19 protein-coding genes are annotated in these 19,841 nt (G+C 53.3%); 13 read left to right on the top strand and 6 right to left on the bottom strand.

Annotated features, from left to right (window positions below; translation table 11 throughout):
* Nucleotides 1-193 precede the first annotated feature (193 nt).
* The 11 genes from ABWP27_RS04345 (at nucleotide 194) to ABWP27_RS04295 (ending at nucleotide 13,460) form a co-directional block, all read left to right on the top strand.
* A complete protein-coding gene (locus ABWP27_RS04345; RefSeq protein WP_353153857.1) occupies nucleotides 194-2,905 on the top strand; it encodes a motility hub landmark protein FimV in 2,712 nt (903 codons plus the stop codon).
* An 86-nt stretch (nucleotides 2,906-2,991) separates the two neighbouring features.
* Nucleotides 2,992-3,819 (top strand): tRNA pseudouridine(38-40) synthase TruA, encoded by an 828-nt coding sequence (gene truA, locus ABWP27_RS04340; protein WP_353153854.1) that lies wholly within the window; start codon nucleotides 2,992-2,994, stop codon nucleotides 3,817-3,819.
* A gap of 58 nt (nucleotides 3,820-3,877) precedes the next feature.
* On the top strand, nucleotides 3,878-4,561 hold the full coding sequence (locus tag ABWP27_RS04335) for a phosphoribosylanthranilate isomerase (protein ID WP_353153851.1): 684 nt from the start codon (nucleotides 3,878-3,880) through the stop codon (nucleotides 4,559-4,561).
* Between the two features lie 13 nt (nucleotides 4,562-4,574).
* Nucleotides 4,575-5,846: a tryptophan synthase subunit beta gene (trpB, locus tag ABWP27_RS04330; protein WP_353153848.1), complete on the top strand. Its 1,272-nt coding sequence runs from the start codon at nucleotides 4,575-4,577 to the stop codon at nucleotides 5,844-5,846.
* A gap of 111 nt (nucleotides 5,847-5,957) precedes the next feature.
* Nucleotides 5,958-6,755: a tryptophan synthase subunit alpha gene (trpA, locus tag ABWP27_RS04325; RefSeq protein WP_353153845.1), complete on the top strand. Its 798-nt coding sequence runs from the start codon at nucleotides 5,958-5,960 to the stop codon at nucleotides 6,753-6,755.
* Nucleotides 6,756-6,871: 116 nt separating this feature from the next.
* Nucleotides 6,872-7,744, top strand: a complete 873-nt coding sequence (gene accD / locus ABWP27_RS04320; RefSeq protein WP_353153842.1) for an acetyl-CoA carboxylase, carboxyltransferase subunit beta — start codon at nucleotides 6,872-6,874, stop codon at nucleotides 7,742-7,744.
* A 98-nt stretch (nucleotides 7,745-7,842) separates the two neighbouring features.
* A complete protein-coding gene (gene folC / locus ABWP27_RS04315) occupies nucleotides 7,843-9,144 on the top strand; it encodes a bifunctional tetrahydrofolate synthase/dihydrofolate synthase (protein ID WP_353153839.1) in 1,302 nt (433 codons plus the stop codon).
* 20 nt (nucleotides 9,145-9,164) lie between these two features.
* Entirely contained in the window at nucleotides 9,165-10,025 is an 861-nt protein-coding gene (locus tag ABWP27_RS04310; RefSeq protein WP_353153836.1) for an SPOR domain-containing protein, read from the top strand.
* Between the two features lie 30 nt (nucleotides 10,026-10,055).
* On the top strand, nucleotides 10,056-10,544 hold the full coding sequence (locus tag ABWP27_RS04305) for a CvpA family protein (protein WP_353153834.1): 489 nt from the start codon (nucleotides 10,056-10,058) through the stop codon (nucleotides 10,542-10,544).
* A 64-nt stretch (nucleotides 10,545-10,608) separates the two neighbouring features.
* Nucleotides 10,609-12,126 carry an amidophosphoribosyltransferase gene (purF, locus tag ABWP27_RS04300; protein ID WP_353153831.1) on the top strand — a complete coding sequence of 506 codons (1,518 nt, stop codon included), beginning with the start codon at nucleotides 10,609-10,611 and terminating at the stop codon, nucleotides 12,124-12,126.
* Between the two features lie 89 nt (nucleotides 12,127-12,215).
* Complete coding sequence (locus ABWP27_RS04295; RefSeq protein ID WP_353153828.1) at nucleotides 12,216-13,460, top strand: cystathionine gamma-synthase family protein; 1,245 nt, start codon at nucleotides 12,216-12,218, stop codon at nucleotides 13,458-13,460.
* Between the two features lie 8 nt (nucleotides 13,461-13,468).
* Here ABWP27_RS04295 and ABWP27_RS04290 read toward each other — a convergent pair whose 3' ends face one another.
* The 6 genes from ABWP27_RS04290 to ABWP27_RS04265 all read right to left on the bottom strand — a co-directional run bounded on the left by ABWP27_RS04290 (nucleotide 13,469) and on the right by ABWP27_RS04265 (nucleotide 17,092).
* Nucleotides 13,469-14,065 carry an LOG family protein gene (locus ABWP27_RS04290; RefSeq protein ID WP_353153825.1) on the bottom strand — a complete coding sequence of 199 codons (597 nt, stop codon included), beginning with the start codon at nucleotides 14,063-14,065 and terminating at the stop codon, nucleotides 13,469-13,471.
* Nucleotides 14,066-14,158: 93 nt separating this feature from the next.
* Nucleotides 14,159-14,674, bottom strand: coding sequence for a phasin family protein (locus ABWP27_RS04285; protein ID WP_353153823.1), 516 nt, complete (start codon nucleotides 14,672-14,674; stop codon nucleotides 14,159-14,161).
* Nucleotides 14,675-14,902: 228 nt separating this feature from the next.
* Nucleotides 14,903-15,400, bottom strand: coding sequence for an RDD family protein (locus ABWP27_RS04280; RefSeq protein WP_353153863.1), 498 nt, complete (start codon nucleotides 15,398-15,400; stop codon nucleotides 14,903-14,905).
* Nucleotides 15,401-15,417: 17 nt separating this feature from the next.
* Complete coding sequence (locus ABWP27_RS04275; RefSeq protein WP_353153820.1) at nucleotides 15,418-16,113, bottom strand: DUF3106 domain-containing protein; 696 nt, start codon at nucleotides 16,111-16,113, stop codon at nucleotides 15,418-15,420.
* Nucleotides 16,114-16,115: 2 nt separating this feature from the next.
* Nucleotides 16,116-16,526: a DUF3619 family protein gene (locus ABWP27_RS04270; RefSeq protein ID WP_353153818.1), complete on the bottom strand. Its 411-nt coding sequence runs from the start codon at nucleotides 16,524-16,526 to the stop codon at nucleotides 16,116-16,118.
* Nucleotides 16,523-17,092: an RNA polymerase sigma factor gene (locus ABWP27_RS04265; protein ID WP_353153816.1), complete on the bottom strand. Its 570-nt coding sequence runs from the start codon at nucleotides 17,090-17,092 to the stop codon at nucleotides 16,523-16,525. The genes ABWP27_RS04270 and ABWP27_RS04265 overlap by 4 nt, the downstream gene beginning before the upstream one ends.
* A 516-nt stretch (nucleotides 17,093-17,608) precedes the next feature.
* Between ABWP27_RS04265 and ABWP27_RS04260 the strand changes: the two genes are divergently transcribed.
* Nucleotides 17,609-19,348, top strand: coding sequence for an acetolactate synthase 3 catalytic subunit (locus tag ABWP27_RS04260; RefSeq protein WP_353153813.1), 1,740 nt, complete (start codon nucleotides 17,609-17,611; stop codon nucleotides 19,346-19,348).
* Entirely contained in the window at nucleotides 19,348-19,839 is a 492-nt protein-coding gene (ilvN, locus tag ABWP27_RS04255; RefSeq protein WP_011870749.1) for an acetolactate synthase small subunit, read from the top strand. Before ABWP27_RS04260 ends, ilvN begins: the two co-directional genes overlap by 1 nt.
* Nucleotides 19,840-19,841 lie beyond the last annotated feature (2 nt).

Below are 19,841 nucleotides of genomic sequence, written 5' to 3'. Positions count from 1 at the left end.
GAGCGATTGGCGGGTTTTAAATTAGTTGCCAATATGGTTGCGCTTGCGCGCGTAAGTCCATGATGCTATGGTGAAAGTTCTTAGAAAAACGATCAATAAGCGTTGCCTGTGGTCTCCAACGTACGCTAACGGAATACTCTCCATGCCACTAAAAATGCGGTCAACTTCTCGCTCATCATTTTCCTCGTTCAAATTGAAAACACTCAGTGCGGCAGTGATTTCGGCTGTGGTGTTGTCGAATGCGTATGCAGCCGGCCTGGGGAAACTGACCGTCCTGTCGTCGCTGGGGCAGCCGTTGCGCGCCGAGATTGAACTGACGTCCGTATCGCCCGACGAAGCCGGTTCACTGATTCCAAAGCTGGCATCTGCCGACGCATTCCGCCAGGCGAATATTGATCTCAATCCAGCGCTGTTCTCATTGCGATTTGCTGTTGAACAACGTGGTAACCGGCCTATAGTACGCATCACCTCGACCCAGCCTATCAACGAACCTTTCGTCGACATGTTGCTGGAGTTGGCCGGCAATAAAAATCGCCTGGTGCGCGAATATACCTTCCTGCTGGACCCGCCTGAAATGCGCTCTGCGCGTGCCGTGCAGGTGGCGCCTATCGTTATTGGCCGCGCATTGCCGCCGGCAAGTCCCGTCGAACGCAATCCGGAACCGGTAACTGCATTGTCAGAACCGGCTGCCCAGCCTGCGCCTGCAGTGCGTGAGATGCCGGCGCCGAGCGCGGCAAGCAAGCCGGTGCGTGCTGCAGCAGAACCGAAGGCTGGAGCAGATAGCACTGCAGCGGATGAATATCAGGTTAAAAAAGGCGACACACTGGCGAAAATCGCCAATCAGTATCGACCAAGCGGTGTATCGCTCGACCAGATGCTGGTCGCACTGTATCGCGCCAATCCCGATGCGTTTATCGGTAAAAACATGAATCGCCTGCGGGCTGGACAGATTCTGTCCGTGCCTGAGGCAGATAGCGCAAAGTCCGTAGTGCAGTCCGAAGCAAAAGGAGTCGTTGTGGCGCAGGCTGCAGACTTCAACAGCTATCGCAATAAACTGGCCGGACAAGTAGCCGCTACGGAAGCGAAAAAATCGGATGACGTCAAGCAAATCGCTGGCGGAAAAATCACTACCCGTATTCAGGAAGAATCCGGTGCCGGCGACGAATCGAAAGACAAACTGAAGTTGTCCAAATCGGGCGCGGCAGCGAATGCCGGCTCTGATAAGGCGGCACACGCGGGTGCCAGTGCGGAAGAGCTGATCGCGAAAGACAGGGCAATTGCCGAGGCGAATGCACGCGTCAAGGAACTGGAAAAGAATGTCAGCGAACTGCAAAAAATTCTTGAAATCAAAAACAAGGATTTGGCAGAGCAGCAAAAGGCAGCATCTGCAACCTCAACTGCCGCCGCCCCGGTTGCTGCAGTTGTGCCGGCAGCGGCAACTCCTGCTGCTGAGGCGCCTGCTACCGAAACTCCGGCCGCTGTAGCTGCTGCGCCAGCTGAAGCTGTTGTTGCAACTGAAGCGGTGGTCGCTCCTGCTCCGGTAGCAGAACCTGTTCCTGCACCTAAACCCGCTCCTAAAAAGCCGATAGTTGTTGCACCCCCACCACCTCCGCCGAGCTTCTTTGAAGACTTGATGGACAACGCACTGTTCTTGCCGGGCGCTGCCGCCTTGCTGGCATTGCTGGCCGGATTGGGTATATACAGCTCGCGCCGCCGCAAGCAGACCAAATCGTTTGAAGACAGCATCATTACGGATTCCAGCTTGAAGTCGAACTCCCTGTTCGGCTCAACCGGTGGTCAAAGTGTGGACACCAATAACAGTGTGTTCAACTCGAATTTCGTGCCGTCTGCCAGCCAGCTCGATACCAATGAAGTTGATCCGATTGCCGAAGCCGATGTTTATATCGCCTATGGCCGTGATGCACAGGCTGAAGAAATCCTGAAGGAAGCATTGCGCAATCAACCCGATCGCCATGCAGTACGTGTCAAGTTGCTGGAAATTTACGCCAATCGTAATGACGCACGTTCCTTTGAAATTCTGGCCAGCGAACTGTACAGCCTGACCAAGGGCGAAGGCGAGGACTGGAAACAGGCGGCCAATATGGGTTTGATTCTGGACCCGAGCAATCCCTTGTATGCCAACAATACTTTGATGGGAAAAGCGGAATCAAACGCTGCAGCATTGAATGCGCATACGCAGCCGTTTGATGAAGATGAGGCAGCAACTTCATCCAGGCCGGCAGAAGGCGCATCCTTCGCAGGCTCTTCGTTGGAGGATAGCCCGACATTGCCGCTCAACGAAGAGTTGACTCAGAAACCGGCAGATGTTCCAGTACAACAAGCCGTGATCGAAGATCTTGATTTTGATCTGGATGGATTGGACATTGAAAGCGCTGACAAGAAATCGCCTGAAGCGTCGTCAGCAGAGATGCCTGCCGATATCGCCGATATCGATTTCGGTTTCCTGGAAGATCAATCTGTTCCGGCTGCTGAGGAAAAACCAGCGCTGGCAAGCTCCGGGGCAAACCAGGAAGCACAACAGTTTTCCACGCCTGATATTCTGATTCCGGATGATCTGGGTCTGGATTTTCCATCGAAAAATAGTGCGCCTGTTCAAGTAGCCACAGCCGCGCCGGCAAAAGAACCTGCTTTCGATTTGTCCGATATTGCTCTTGATTTGAACCCTGCCGATGCCGTCGCTTCCAACGATCTGACGCTGGATGGCTTGGATGATGAGACAAGTTATACCAGTAATGCTGAAATGGCGACCAAGCTCGATCTGGCGATTGCCTATCAGGAAATTGGCGACAAGGAAGGCGCGCGCGAGTTGCTGGAAGAAGTTGTCAAAGGCGGTAATGGCGAGCAATCGGAGAAGGCGAAAAACCTCCTCAGCAAGCTCTCCTGACGGTCTAATATGCAGTATCGACGGGCGCAATGCACTGCTTGCGCCCGTTTTCATTTTCAGTTTGGATTTTTCGGACAATTTTCATCATGAATGGCGAATCAGGCGACGCAATCACATCCAGACGCATTGTGCTCGGCGTGCAATATGACGGTGCGCCGTGGCAGGGATGGCAAACGCAACTCAACGGCCTGACCGTGCAGGACAAACTGGAATTCGCGCTGTACAAATTCAGCCAGCAAACCATTACGACTGCCTGTGCCGGACGTACCGATGCCGGCGTGCACGCATTGGAGCAGGTGGTACATTTCGATACCACGCTGGAACGCGACATGCAGTCCTGGGTGCGTGGCGTGAACACCTTTCTGCCATCTTCGATTGCGGTGCGCTGGGCTACGGAAGTAGCGCACGATCCGGCGGAAAATTTTCATGCCCGCTTCAGCGCGCGCTCACGCACTTATCACTACATGTTGTACAACAATCCGGTGCGTTCTCCTTTGCTCGAAGGCAAGGCGGGTTGGGTATTTCGTGCGCTGGATATCGCTAAAATGCAGGAAGCGGCCGTGCATTTGCTCGGGCAGCATGATTTTTCGGCATTCCGTTCCGTACAATGTCAGGCTAAATCGCCGATCAAGACGATGTATGCAATCAAGATAGAGCGGCGCGGCGATCTGATCATGTTTACTGTGCACGCCAATGCGTTTCTGCATCACATGGTGCGCAATATCGTCGGTTCGCTGATTTATGTCGGCAATGGCACGCAACCTTCGTCATGGATGAAAGAGTTATTGGCAGGGCAGGAGCGCAAATTTGCCGCGCCGACTTTCATGCCGGACGGCTTGTATCTGGCTAAAATCGATTACGATCCAAAGTGGCAGTTGCCGCAAACGGAGATACAGAATTTCTTGTGGTCTTGATGGCATCCAGTTGCATCAGCAATTTCTATCTTGGACCAGCAGTACTTTTGAATATGGCATGGACACAATGACACACCGCACCCGCATCAAGATTTGCGGCCTGACCCGCGCTGAAGATGTGCAAGGCGCGATTGCTGCCGGCGCAGATGCGATCGGTTTCGTTTTTTATTCCAGGAGTCCGCGCTATATCGCGCCGGACGTAGCGGCAGGCCTGATCGCACAGATCCCCCCCTTTGTCAGCGCGGTCGGTTTGTTCGTCAATGCCAGCGTGGAAGAAGTACAGGCAGTTGTCGCACAAACATCGATTGCTCTGCTGCAATTTCATGGCGATGAAACAGTGGCAGAATGCGCAGCGATTGCTGCTGCGGTGAATCGCCCCTTCATACGCGCCATTCGCGTAAAACCGGATACCAGTGCCGCTGATTTGCTAGAATACGAATCTGATTATCACGCCGCCAGCAGATTGTTTGCCGGCTTGTTGCTGGATACCTATGTGGATAGCTACGGCGGCAGTGGAAAGGTCTTCGATTGGTCTCTCATACCCGCAAACATCGCGCCTCGGGTCGTTTTAAGTGGTGGCTTGAGCGTACAAAACGCGACTGACGCAGTGCAGGGCGTGCGTCCGTATGCTGTCGATATCAGCAGCGGCGTCGAACGCGACAAAGGCATCAAGGACGTGGCGAAAATCCAGGCATTTATCGCTGCCGTACGCGTGGCAGATGCCGCGCTTCAGAACAAATAGCAAAGAGAAAATCATGAAAGAATTAGACGCACTCGGTACTTATGCCGAGCGACAGGCAGTGAGCGAAACGGCCTTGCATCAAACCGCGCCTTACAATCTACCGGATGCCAAGGGCCACTTCGGGCAATACGGCGGCAGCTTCGCCGCGGAAACCTTGAGTCAGGCATTGACCGAACTGAAGGACGCGTATGCGCATTACAGCAAGGATCCTGCATTCCTGGCTGAATTTCATTACGACCTGAAGCATTTCGTCGGCCGCCCCAGCCCTATCTATCATGCCAAGCGCTGGTCCGAAAAAATGGGCGGCGCACAGATTTACTTCAAGCGTGAAGACTTGAATCATACCGGCGCGCACAAAATCAATAACGTCATTGGTCAAGCCTTGCTGGCCAGGCGCATGGGTAAAAAACGCATCATCGCGGAAACCGGCGCCGGCCAGCATGGTGTGGCTACGGCGACAATCTGTGCTCGTTTTGGCCTCGAATGCGTGGTCTACATGGGCAGCGAAGACGTCAAGCGCCAGGCGCAAAACGTCTATCGCATGAAGTTGCTGGGTGCCACGGTGGTGCCGGTCGAATCCGGTTCCAAAACGCTCAAGGATGCGCTGAATGAAGCGATGCGCGACTGGGTGACGAATGTCGAAAACACGTTTTACATTATCGGCACTGTTGCCGGTCCGCATCCGTATCCGATGATGGTGCGCGATTTCCAGTCGGTGATCGGTAATGAGTGCCTGACGCAAATGCCGGAAATGACCAGTCGTCAGCCGGATTATGTCATCGCCTGCATAGGCGGCGGCTCCAATGCAATGGGCATCTTCTATCCGTATATCGAACATCAAAATGTGCAGTTGATCGGTGTGGAAGCAGCAGGCGAGGGATTGGAAAGCGGCAAGCATTCCGCATCGCTGACGGCGGGCTCGCCTGGTGTATTGCACGGCAATCGCACCTATCTGCTGCAGGATGAAAACGGTCAGATCATAGAAACGCATTCGATTTCAGCCGGCCTCGATTATCCGGGCGTGGGCCCTGAACATGCCTGGCTGAAGGATTCCCATCGTGCGCAATATGTCACGATTACGGATGAGGAAGCGCTGCAAGCCTTTCATGATTGCTGTCATATCGAAGGCATCATTCCTGCGCTGGAATCCAGCCACGCCTTGAGTTATGCCGCCAAGCTGGCTGCGACGCTGCCAAAAGAAAAAATCGTGCTGGCCAATCTGTCCGGTCGTGGCGACAAGGATATGCATACGGTGGCGCAGCGCATGGGTTTGAAATTCGATTGACCCTGCGCGACGAGAGAATCGCTTCCTGTGCGGAATTGGCACGGAAGCGATTTTCAGTAAATTGAAATGTACTCGGCTAAACCTAGCCTGAAAAATTTATAAAGTATCTTCATGTCCAGAATTCAATCCACTTTGTCCGCATTGACGGCGAAGAAAAAGAAAGCGCTCATCCCATTTATTACGGCTGGCGATCCGGGGCCGGATTTGACTGTGCCCCTGATGCATGCGCTGGTAGCGGGCGGCTCCGATATTCTTGAATTGGGTGTGCCGTTTTCAGACCCGATGGCGGAAGGCCCGGTCATTCAGCGCGCTTGCGAGCGAGCGCTCAAATTCAATGTAGGCATGCGCGATGTGCTGGGTTTCGTCAGTGAATTCCGTAAAACCAATAACACTACTCCCGTCGTTTTGATGGGTTATGCCAATCCTATCGAGCGCATGGGGCAAACGGCTTTCGTCCAGGCGGCGAAGGCAGCCGGCGTGGATGGCACCATCGTCGTCGATTATCCGCCGGAAGAATGTGAGGAGTTCGTTGCCACACTGAAGGCGAATGAGATGGATCCAATTTTTCTGTTGGCGCCGACTTCGACCGAAGAACGCATTCAGCAGGTTGCCAAGCTGGGCAGCGGTTTCAGCTATTACGTATCGCTCAAGGGCGTGACCGGCGCGGCCAATATCAATACGCAGGAAGTGGCGGAACGCATTGCAGCGATACGCAAGCACGTGAAATTGCCGATCGGCGTTGGTTTCGGTATCCGCGATGCGGCCACAGCCAAGGCGGTTGCCGCAGTATCCGATGCAGTTGTCATCGGCAGCCGCATTATTCAGGAAATGGAAAATACGCCGCACGATCAGGTTGTTGAGAAAGTGCAAACGTTTATTGCGGGAATTCGCAAGGCGCTGGACGAATAAGGTGAAATTGTCTTTGCAGACAAGTAAAATATTGCCCATTCGGTAAAAAACACGCAATTGTGGCGAATGTCCGTGCAAACGGTACAATTCGCCAAGTCAAAATGAAAGAGGTCACGATGAGCTGGCTAGAAAAACTGCTTCCTCCCCGCATCCAACGCTCCGATACTGCCTCGCGCAAATCGGTGCCGGAAGGTTTGTGGGTCAAATGCCCGTCCTGCGAGTCGGTTCTTTACCGCACGGATCTGGAATCGAATATCCACGTTTGCCCGAAGTGCAACCATCACATGCGCATTCGTGCGCGCGACCGTCTGGACGCCTTGCTGGATGCCGGCGGCCGTTATGACATCGGCCAGGAAGTTCTGCCGGTCGATACGCTCAAGTTCAAGGACAGCAAAAAATATCCGGATCGCCTGAAGTCGGCGCTGGAAGCCACTGGTGAAACCGATGCCTTGATCGTCATGGGCGGCTCCATCATGAGCTTGCCGGTGGTCGTTGCCTGCTTCGAGTTTGAATTCATGGGCGGCTCCATGGGCTCGGTAGTCGGCGAGCGTTTTGCCCGCGGCGCACAAACCGCGCTGGAGCAAAAAGTGCCGTTTATCTGCATTACCGCTACCGGCGGTGCGCGCATGCAAGAAGGTTTGCTGTCATTGATGCAAATGGCGAAAACCACGTCCATGCTGACCAAGTTGTCTGAAAAGAAATTGCCTTTCATTTCAGTGCTGACCGATCCGACCATGGGTGGCGTATCTGCTTCCTTCGCCTTCATGGGTGATGTCGTGATCGCGGAACCCAAAGCCCTGATCGGTTTTGCCGGTCCGCGCGTGATTGAAAACACGGTTCGTGAAAAACTGCCGGAAGGTTTCCAGCGCGCCGAATTCCTCGTGACCAAGGGCGCGGTCGACATGATTGTCGATAGACGCAAAATGCGCGAAGAAATCGCACGCCTGTTGGCATTATTGCAAAATCAGGCAGCCGAAGTTCTCGCTTAATCGAGCAGTCTGCATGCTGAAGCCCGAGCCTGGTCTGGTTCGGGCTTTTTATTTGACTGTTCGCCTACACATACCAAGTCTATCCACGATGAATTCGCATGAAAAATCATCCTAGCAGCCTCGCCGAGTGGCTTGCCCATCTCGAAACGATGCATCCGAAAGCCATTGATATGGGGCTGGACAGGGTGCGGCAGGTCAAGCAGGCAATGGCCGTTGAATTCGCCTGTCCTGTCATCATCGTCGGCGGCACCAATGGCAAGGGCTCGACTTGCGCGATGCTGGAATCGATATTGCTGCGCGCCGGTTATCGCGTCGGCTTGTACACGTCGCCGCATCTGCTGCATTTCAATGAGCGCATGCGAATTAATGGCGAATCTGCCAGCGATGCCGAGTTGATTGCCGCCTTCGACAAGCTCGAAGCGGTACGCGCGGATGTTTCCCTGTCCTATTTCGAATTTACGACGCTGGCAGCGATACAGCTGTTTTCCGATGCGAAGCTGGATGCAGTGATTTTTGAAGTAGGTTTGGGCGGGCGTCTGGATGCCGTCAATGTGCTGGATGCTGATGTGGCGATTGTTACCAGCGTCGATATTGACCATACCGAATACCTGGGCGATACACGTGAAAAGATCGGTTTTGAGAAAGCCGGCATTTTCCGTAGCGGGAAAACCGCGATTTGCGGTGACCCGGTACCGCCTGCATCACTGGTTGAGCACGCAGAAAAAATCGGTGCCGATTTATGGCTGTTCAATCGCGATTTCAATTATTCGGGCGACAAGCAGCAATGGAATTTCAGCGGGCGTGGACACAGGCGCAACTCGCTGGCTTATCCCAGCTTGCGCGGCGCCAATCAGCTGTTGAATGCCTCCTCTGTGCTGGCTGCGCTGGAAGTCTTGCGCCTGCGTTTGCCGGTTGGCGCGCAGGAAGTGCGTACCGGTCTCGCGCTGGTCGATTTGCCGGGGCGTTTTCAGGTATTGCCAGGCCAGCCCACGATTGTTCTCGATGTGGCGCACAATCCGCATGCGGCCGCCGCGCTGGCACAGAATCTTGGCAATATGGGTTTTCATCCTTACACCTATGCGGTGTTCGGCGCGATGCAGGACAAGGATATTGATGGCGTCATTGCCCACTTGAAAGGGCAGGTCGATCACTGGTGTGTAACGGACCTGCCGTTGCCCCGTGCGGCTACGGCGGTCGATATCCGGGAAAAGCTGCTGCATGCCTATGCCGATTTGCCGCCCGCTGCAGAAACCGAACGCAGCATCCGCACATTCGCTACGCCTGCAGATGCTTTTGCAAATGCGCTCAGCCGAGCGGGCGAGAATGATAGAATTACGGTTTTCGGATCATTCCTTACCGTCGCTGGCGTGATGGAATTCCGACATTCCGAACATCACTAACGAATTTCACACTATATCGTATGGGCTTGTTCTCGTTTCTTCGTAAAAATCAGCAGGAATCGTCGGTCGGCAACAGCGATTTTTATTCGCAGTCCGATGAAGCAATACCCGCCGGCCGCAGCAATCGCAGGCAAAGCGGCAGGCAAGGCAGCAAGCGCGAAGAAGCGGTCGATCCGGTCTTGCCGGAAAAGAAACGCGCGCGCCGACGCCTGGTTGGTGCGATTGCTCTGGTACTGGCTGCCATCATTGGTTTGCCGATGATCCTGGACTCCGAGCCCAAGCCTCTGGCCGACGATATCGCCATTCAAATTCCATCCAAAGATACGCCGGTGCCGCTTGCGCAAGGTAAAGCTGCTGTGCAAAAGGAAAGTCGCGAACCGTTGGCAGAGTCGCTCAATCCTGAGGAAGAAGTGATGGAAGCGGCCGCGCCTGCACCGAAGGCAGAAGCGAAAACAGAGGTAAAAACCGAAGTAAAAGCGATCGAGGCTGAAAAGAAACCGGCACCAGTCCCTGTGGTGAAAGCCGAATTGCCAGAACCAAAAGTAGCAACGACCCCTCCAACCGTAGCAAAGACAGATCATTCGGATGAAGCTGCACGTGCACGGGCGATTCTGGAGGGTAAATCGAACGCCGTCACCGAGCATAAAGCTGCCGGCAAGGTCGTGTTGCAAGTCGCGGCATTGGCCTCGCAAGACAAGGTAAATGAGTTGCAAAAGAAATTGCAGGGTGCCGGTTTGAAGTCGTACACGCAAAAAGTGGCGACCGAATCCGGCGAGCGCATACGTGTACGCATAGGTCCGTTTGCAAACAATGCGGAAGCTGAAAAAGCCCGTGCCAAACTGGTCAAGATCGGTTTGAATGCAAAACTGATTCCGGCGTGATAGCTGAATCCGCGTTAAAGTAAATCGACAGTGACGATTTTTGATTACCTGGTTTTGTTTGTACTGATCTGCTCCATCGTTATCAGTACCTTGCGTGGGTTGGTCAAGGAAATCCTGTCCTTATTAAGCTGGATCGTGGCATTTGTGGTCGCCAACGCCTATGGTGAATCGTTGGCGGTACTGCTGCCGGATATGGTGCCTGGCAATACGACGCGCCTGATAGTTGGTTTCATCGTCCTGTTCATCGGTGTACGCATCCTGATGGGTTTGCTGACGATGGCGCTGGATGCGGTAGTCAAGGCAAGCGGTTTGGCTTTGGCAGATCGTGGCCTAGGCGGCTTGTTCGGCCTGGCGCGTGGTTTGCTGATCGTGCTGGCTGGCGTGTTGTTATGCGGCATGACCGCGATCCCGCAACAGAATTTCTGGAAAGAGGCCTTGTTCAGTCCGCTGGCGGAAACCGCAGCATTGACGGTCAAACCTTTCTTGCCGGGTGATTTTGCACGACATATCAAGTTTTGAATCGAAGTTTCAATTCAAGGCTTTACATTCGCAGTTTTAATTTGTTCTAGTTGAGGAGTCCACCATGTGTGGCATTGTTGGCGTCGTTTCTCACAATCCTGTCAATCAATTGATCTATGATGCGCTGCTGCTGTTGCAGCATCGTGGTCAGGATGCTGCCGGTATCGCAACCGATAACGGCAATACATTCAGCATGCACAAGGCCAACGGCCTGGTGCGGGATGTCTTCCGCACGCGCAATATGCGTTCGCTGTTCGGCAATTCGGGTGTCGGCCAGGTCCGTTATCCGACAGCCGGCTCGTCCAGCGCGGAAGAGGCACAACCGTTCTACGTCAATGCACCGTTCGGCATCATCATGGCGCACAACGGCAATCTGACCAACTGGGAACAGTTGAAGATCGAGATGTTCAAGAATGACAGGCGTCATATCAACACGACCTCCGATTCGGAAGTGTTGCTGAATGTTCTGGCGCATGAAATTCAACAGGCGACGACCGGTTACTCGCTCGATCCGGCAGCGATTTTCAAAGCAGTGGCGATGGTGCACAAGCGGGTGCGCGGTTCGTATGCGGTGACAGCACAGATTGCCGGTTACGGTCTGCTGGCTTTCCGCGATCCGTTCGGCATTCGTCCACTGTGCATCGGTTTCAATGAAACCGATAAAGGTACCGAATATCTGGTTGCCAGCGAATCGGTTGCTCTTGAAGGTTTGGGCTTCCGTTTCCTGCGTGATGTCTTGCCGGGCGAAGCAATTTTCATTGATATCGAAGGTAAGCTCTACAACCAGCAATGCGCAGAGAATCCGACGCTGAATCCTTGCGCATTTGAATACGTTTATTTTGCGCGTCCGGATTCGATTATCGATGGCGCTTCGGTGTATGCAACACGTTTGAAGATGGGCGAGTATCTGGCGGAAAAAATCGCACGCGAATTCCCGCTGGGCGATATCGACGTCGTGATGCCGATTCCGGATTCCTCGCGCCCTGCAGCGATGGAGCTGGCGCACAAGCTCAATATTGAATATCGCGAAGGCTTCATCAAGAACCGTTACATCGGTCGCACCTTCCTGATGCCGGGACAAGCGATACGCAGCAAATCGGTACGCCAGAAATTGAATGCGATCGGCTCCGAATTCAAGGGCAAGAATGTGTTGCTGATTGATGATTCGATCGTGCGTGGCACCACCAGTCGCGAGATCGTGCAAATGGCGCGTGAAGCCGGTGCGAAAAAAGTAATGTTCGCCTCTGCTGCGCCACCGGTAAAATTCCCGAACGTGTATGGCATCGATATGCCGACACGTGCAGAACTGATCGCCTATGGTCGAACTGATGAGGAAGTATGCCGTGAAATTACTGCAGATGCCTTGATCTATCAGGATATCGACGCATTGAAGCGCTCCATTTCTGACGTGAACCCGGCGTTGAAGAGTCTGGAAGCGTCGTGCTTTGACGGTATTTACGTGACTGGTGATATTTCGCGCGATTATCTGGATCGCATCGAATTTGCACGCAATAATCCGAAACCGGAAACAGACGACGCAATTCGCTCGCAACTGAACTTGAATCTGGCGCAGGTAGATTAATCACTCTGCTCATTGATGTGTATTGATGCCTGCTTTGCGCACCTGGTGCGCACGCAGGCTTTTTTATTTGGCATCCCGAATTGACTACGATGACTGACTCTAAAAAATACGGCTTTACCACTACCACGCTGCATAGCGATCGCCAAAAAACGATTGAGCATGGCTCCCTGCACAAACCGATCCACACCTCGGTGACTTTCGGCTACAACGACGCGCGCGAACTTGCGACGGTATTTCAGGGCAAGCAGCCGGGTTATCGCTACGGACGGCAAGGCAACCCGACGGTGGCGGCGCTGGAAGACAAGGTCAACAAGATGGAAGACGGTTTTGCGACGATCTGTTTTGCGACCGGCATGGCGGCCATTGCTGCAGTCACGCAAGCCTTGTTGCGCGAAGGTGATCATGTCGTGTCGTCGGCTTTTTTGTTCGGCAATACCAACAGCTTGTGGCAAACGGTAGGCGTGCAGGGTATTGATATTGCCATGGTCGACGCGACCGATGTCAAACACGTAGAAGCGGCGATCACGCCGGCAACGCGTATCGTGTTTGTTGAAACGATTGCCAATCCGCGTACGCAAGTCGCCGATCTGGCGCGCATAGGCAAGTTGTGTGCGGAGCGCGGTATTGTCTACATTGTTGATAACACAATGACCTCGCCTTATCTGTTTCAGCCGAAGTCGGTAGGGGCCAGCATCGTCATCAATGCGCTGACCAAATCCATTGGTGGTCACGGCAATGCGCTGGGTGGCAGCCTGACGGATACCGGTTTGTACGATTGGTCGCGTTTCCCGAATATCTTCGATACGTATAAACGTTATCCGACCGTGCAATGGGGCATCTCGCAGATACGCGCAAAATCCCTGCGCGATTTCGGCGCTTCGCTCGGGCCGGAAGCGGCGCATCACCTGGCGGTTGGTTCGGAAACGATGGCGCTGCGTCTTGATCGCGAATGTGCGAATGCGCTGGCAGTGGCACAAATGCTGGAAGCAGATGAGCGCGTGGCAGCCGTGTATTACCCGGGTTTGAAATCACATCCGCAACATGCGATTTCCACCGAGTTATTTCGTTCTTACGGCAGCCTGTTCAGTTTTGAGCTGAAAGACGGCATCGATTGTTTCGATTATCTGAATCGCCTGAAATTGGGCGTGTCGGCCAGCAATCTGGGTGATACGCGCACACTGGTGATCCCGGTTGCGCATACGATTTTCTATGAAATGGGTGCAGAGCGTCGGGCCAGCATGGGGATTGCAGAATCCTTGATACGCGTGTCGATAGGCATTGAAGATACGGACGATCTGGTGGAGGATTTCCGCCAGGCGCTGGATGCCGTTTAATCTCCTTGTCAGGGCAACAGCGTTTTAGCGGCGAGCGCATCCAGCACCTTGGTGCTTGGTTGAGGAATAAACGTCTGTAGTCTATGCAGCAAGTCGGATGCATTTTTCTCGTGCATCATCAATGCGGCCTGATTGGCTTTTACAAAACCTTGCGCGACCTGGTTTTGCAAAAAGGCGATCAGGCCGTCGTAGAAACCGTCGACATTCAATACTCCAACCGGCTTTTCATGAAAGCCGAGTTGCGACCAGGTCAGAATTTCAAATAACTCTTCCAGTGTGCCGATGCCGCCCGGCATGGCAATGAATCCATCCGATAATTCCGCCATCATGGCTTTGCGCTCATGCATGTCCTTGACGACATGCAAGTGCGTCAATTGCTTGTGCCCGACTTCCTTGTCCAGCAAGGCTTGCGGGATCACACCGGTTGCCGTGCCGCCCAAATGCAAGATTTCATTTGCAATGACGCCCATCAAACCGACGTTGCCACCGCCGTAAACCAGGGCTATATCATGCTTGACCATTTCTCCGGCCAGAGTGCGTGCAGCATCTGCATACACCGGTTTGGCGCCAAAAGAGGAGCCGCAATAGACACAAAGGGATTTCATTGTTAAAGGAAGATATTCAAATTACGAAAAATAAAAGCGGGCTGCGCGTGGCGCAATCCCGCTGCTGGTTGAAGCCGATGTTTGTCTGGCAGTTTATCGGATTGTCTTTTTTGCTGCGCGTGTGACAGTTTTCTTTACAGCGACTTTCTTTTTTGCTGCCGGCTTGGCGACGGTCTTTTTTGCGACAGCTTTCTTGGCGGAGGTTTTTTTAGCTGCTTTTTTTGCGACAGTTTTTTTGCTGACCGGTTTGATCAGGGCATCGATACGCTTATGCAGCGCTAGTAATTCATTTTGTGTCGAGAGGCCGAGACTGGTCAGTGAGCGTGTGACGGTTTCTTCTATCAGTTGCTCCAGGCTATTCCAGGATTCGGCTGCCTGCTTGCTCACGCGGCCGCTCATTTTGTGCAAGCCTGCTGATACATCGGACACTTGATCCTCGGCGATCTGGCGCGTGCGTTTCTGCAGGCTGGAGCTATCCTTCGCGAGTTTGGAAATAACCTTGCCGCCTTTTTTCTGTGTCTTCGCAAATGCATCCAGGCCTGCTTGCCATATCTGCTGTGCGGAAGCATGCACACCGTTATGTAATTGATTGCCAGTAGATTTCTTCATTTTCTTTACCATGTGACTTCTCCGTTCAGGTTAAACAAAAACGTCTGGTCTGGCATGGACATCCATCAGATGGAAATGCCGGAAGTGCAATCAATTATAGGGCAATGAAGTACTACGAGTGGTATTGCCTCTGAGATACGGGCCTGAATTTTCTGCCAGCATGGCGACCTGTCGGGCGTGTGCTGAAATGGATCAGTGGATGCAGGCGTGGCTCACGTCTGCATCTGCTTATTTGGCTTTGTTGAGCTGAATGATTTTTGTACCGGCAATGCGGTCATGCAGGAATTGCCGGCTTGGATGCAGGCGGGCCGTGAGTACCCAGGCGAGGATATTGGCGAGCACAATTGCGATGGCACTCCATTCCTTGGCATCCAGCACCCATGCAATGGCGAGGCCAGGGACAAACCATAGCCATGCGAGGAAATAGCGCGCAAGCGCATGCTTGAAGGACAGCTGCCTGTCATCCAGCGTTACCAGACGCATGCGCCATGTTTTCATTGGCAGCGTTTGCCCGCTATGCATCCAGAACCAGATGAAATACGCGCCTATGACTATAAACAGCCAGTATTGCGCCGCATGACGCAGATACAGTGCGTGACGTTGCTGAAAAATTAATGCAAACAGAAGATCCGCAATTGCCAATATACCGAATAGCAGCACGCCTTCATAAATCATGGCGGTCAGGCGGCGTTTGATGGTGGGTGTGTCGGATAACTCAAATTGCATGGGGGTAGACAATTCACTCAAGGCGTAGACGGGACGGAAGACACTGCCGGAGATTGCGTTGTTTCTACGGTAGGCAAGGGCTGTTGTGCAGAGATAGCGAGTTGCGGTGATTTTTTTATGGACGGGTCTTTACCGACATGCTGGCGCGGTGGATTGGCAAGCGGTTTTTTCGGTTTGGCGGTGGCTGCCAGCTGTTTCTTTTTCTCTTCCGACAATTGCTGATATTCCTCCCATTGCCGGGATTTTTGCTGCGCATTCAGTTTCTTCGCACGCGTATAGCTTTCACGCGCCAGACGACGCTGCTCCGGCGATAGCTTGACCCAGTCGCGCATGCGTTCCTGCATGCGCGCTTGTTCTTCCGGCGGCATGGAAACAAATCGATTGGCGAGTTCCAGCCATTTTTCCTTGCGGAAGCTATCCAGCCTGGACCAATCTCCGGCCAGTGGTGCAAGGGCACGTTGTTGTGCCGGGTTTAATTTATTCCACTCCGATTTGGCAGTGGTGTTGGCGCGTGGTTTGACGGCTGGTTTGGCGGCTTGCTGCGGCGCTGCTTGCGGCGTAACTACTGCAGCGGGTTGCAGCGTCTGCACAGGGGCAGGAGTGGACACAGGAGCAGGCAGGGCGTGTACCGCACCGGCCAGCAGGATAGGCGGCAACGCTGCAGCGATTTTCCCGAGACGGCTAGTCTTCAAGGAAAAAATCCATGCCTTCATGCCTAATCCTCTCCCTTGGCAAGAAATGCATTAAAGCCATTATCAAGATAAGCAGATATTGGAAGGTCATCGGTCAGTACTTCTGCATCGATGGCGGCAGCTTCAATGATTTGTTGACGTTGCTCGAATTGATAGATACCCATCAAACCAAAAACCAGAGCTGCCAAAGGCACGGCCACACCCATGCGCGTTATCCAGGCAAATCGGTTGTGGGTCGAAGGTGCGCGATGAGCAGCACCGGCCAAGGCTGCACGCGGTGCCAGTACTGTTGCCGTGGATTCCGCTTTTTTGCGAGATAGGGCAATATTGCGGGCAGATGCGAGTCGTTCGCAGATGTTCTGCGGTAAGTCGTTGCTGCTTTCGTCCAGTGCATGGCGTAATTTATACGCCAGATCCAGTTCTTTCGTTTTCATAAGTAAATTCCTTTGGCTTTCAATGCCTGAGCCAGGGTGTGTGTCGCGCGGGAGCAATGCGTTTTCACGCTTCCCTCGGAGCATCCCATGGCGGTAGCAGTTTCAGCCACGTTCAGATCCTGCCAATAACGCATCAGGAAGGCTTCTCGTTGACGCGCCGGCAGGTTTTGTACTTCATGCTCTATGAACTGGAGGACTTGTTTGCGTTCCAGCTTGCCCAGGCCGGTCTCGGCGCCATAGCTGCCTTCCTCTGCTTCGACCATATCCATGGCATCGAAGTTTTCCTGGTCTTCCTGCTTGTTGCCAAAACTGGAAAACAGGCTGATCCATGAACTGCGCACTTTTTCGCGCCGGAAGTAGTCACGGATGGTATTTTGCAGAATGCGCTGAAACAGCATCGGCAGTTCGGCCGCCGGCTTGTCGCCGTATTTTTCGGCGAGCTTGATCATGGCATCCTGCACAATATCGAATGCGGATTCGTCCTTGCGTACGGCGTACAGGGCTTGCTTGAACGCACGTCGTTCGACGTCTGCAAGGAAATCCGAAAGTTCTTTATCAGTTGCCATTGGATGCAGCGCATTCATTAGTGCGCTGCCGAAGATGTTGCTGGATTCGATGTCTCGACAAAAATTGGACAATCACTTTTTCAAACTGCAGGCATGCTAGCAAAAAAGCCTCGTTTGCGGGCATTTTTGCGCAAAATCCCTGGTTTCAAGCGCCTTGCAATGAATTTCACTTGACCGAAATGGTGCGACGCAGTAACGTATTAGTCCCTTTGCGATCTCAAAGGGTACTATGGTCTTTCTGCGTGTTGCGCATGATGCAATATTGCCGGGAGACGCGCTTCAAAATTTGAAAGCTGTTTGCTCTAACCCGCGCCACAAGCGCGAGAAATCCGCAGTATCACAGCAGTAACTCCGGCCGAACGAGTCGCGTTAAGCGTTTGTTTGAAGCACATTCACAGATGTGTGACGAATCGACGTGACCGCACAAAAAAGGGACGCCCCAGCACTGCTCAAGACGCGGTTTCGTCAGGAGAGAGCATCCGATCAATTTCCAATGGACCTTGAAAGGACGTTAGCATGACCTCGGAAACAAACAATGCCGTCGGCGAAGAGCTGACCGGCGCAGAAATCGTCGTTCGCTGTCTGGCTGAAGAAGGTGTCGAACATGTGTTCGGCTATCCTGGCGGCGCAGTACTGTACATCTACGACGCGATCTACAATCAAGACAAATTCCAGCACATTCTGGTACGCCATGAACAGGCGGCCGTACATGCTGCTGATGCCTATTCCCGCAGTTCCAAAAAAGTCGGCGTGTCCATCGTGACCTCCGGCCCCGGCGTGACCAATGCGGTCACCGGTCTGGCAACTGCGTATATGGATTCGATTCCGATGGTGATCATTTCAGGTCAGGTGCCTACGCATGGTATCGGCCTGGATGCATTCCAGGAATGCGACACCGTGGGGATTACCCGTCCGTGCGTCAAACACAACTTCCTCGTCAAGGATGTGAAGGATTTGGCGGCGACGATGAAAAAAGCGTTTTATATCGCCACTACCGGCCGTCCAGGCCCGGTGCTGGTCGATATTCCCAAAGACGTGTCCATGCACAAATGCGTTTTCTCGTATCCGAAAGAAGTCGAGATGCGCTCGTACAAACCGGTCGACAAGGGACATACCGGGCAGATCCGCAAGGCGGTGCAACTGTTGCTGCAAGCCGAGCGTCCGATGATCTATACCGGCGGTGGCGTGATTCTGGCAAATGCGTCGGAAGAACTGACGCAACTGGTCGATAAACTCGGCTTCCCTTGTACCAACACACTGATGGGTCTGGGTTCGTATCGCGCATCCAGCGACAAGTTTGTCGGCATGCCAGGCATGCACGGTACTTACGAAGCCAATATGGCGATGCAGCACTCGGACGTGATGATTGCGATCGGTGCGCGTTTCGATGATCGCGTGATCGGCAATCCGAAACACTTTTCGTCGAATCCACGTAAGATCATTCACATCGATATCGACCCGTCGTCGATTTCGAAACGCGTCAAGGTTGACATTCCTATTGTCGGCAACGTCAAGGAAGTGCTGGTTGAATTGCTTGCACAACTCGATGCTGCCGAAGCCAAACCGAACAGCGTCGCGCTTTCGAGCTGGTGGAAGCAGATCAATGAGTGGCGTAAACGCGATTGCCTGAAATTTGAAAACTCGACGACCGTCATCAAGCCGCAATCGGTGATCCAGAAAGTTTGGGACGTCACCAAGGGCGATGCCTTCATTACCTCCGACGTCGGTCAGCATCAAATGTGGGCAGCGCAATACTATCCATTCGACAAGCCACGTCGCTGGATCAATTCCGGTGGTCTGGGCACGATGGGTGTGGGCTTGCCGTACGCGATGGGTGTGCAGATGGCCAATCCGGATGCGACCGTCGCCTGTATTACTGGTGAAGCATCGATCCAGATGTGTATCCAGGAACTCGCGACCTGCAAGCAATATCATCTGACACCGAAGATCATTCTGTTGAACAATCGCTTCCTCGGCATGGTGCGTCAGTGGCAGCAACTCGAATACGGATCGCGCTATTCCGAATCGTATATGGATTCGCTGCCTGATTTCGACAAACTGGTTGAAGCGTATGGCCATGTCGGCATGACGATCGACAAGCCAGCCGATGTGGAAGGTTCGCTGAAAGAAGCGTTCGCGATGAAAGACCGTTTGGTATTCATGAATTTCATTACTGATCAAACCGAAAACGTCTGGCCTATGGTCAAGGCAGGTCAGGGCTTGACTGAAATGCTGCTGGGTTCGGAGGATCTGTGATGCGACATATCATTTCTGTTTTGCTGGAAAATGAAGCGGGTGCCCTGTCACGCGTAGTGGGCTTGTTCTCTGCGCGCGGTTACAACATTGAAACCCTGACCGTGGCGCCGACCGAAGATGCAACCTTGTCGCGCATGACGATCGTCACCAGCGGCTCGGATGAGGTGATTGAACAGATCACCAAGCATTTGAACCGTTTGATCGAAGTGGTCAAAGTGGTCGATTTGACCGAAGGTGCGTTTATCGAACGTGAGCTGATGCTCATCAAGATCCGCGCGGTCGGTAAAGAACGTGAAGAAATGAAACGAACAGCGGATATTTTCCGTGGTCGTATCATCGACGTCACGGACAAGACTTACACGATTGAGTTGACAGGTAATAAAACCAAACTCGACGCGTTTATCGAGTCCATCGATCGCACGGCGATTCTGGAAACTGTCCGTACCGGCAGCTCCGGCATTGGTCGCGGCGAGCGCATACTCAAAGTTTAATG

The organism is Herminiimonas fonticola (genome assembly GCF_040395855.1).
Classification (GTDB): domain Bacteria; phylum Pseudomonadota; class Gammaproteobacteria; order Burkholderiales; family Burkholderiaceae_D; genus Oxalicibacterium; species Oxalicibacterium fonticola_A.
The sequence above is the reverse complement of the archived record's forward strand: the minus strand, read 5'-3'. Positions and strand labels throughout refer to the sequence as shown.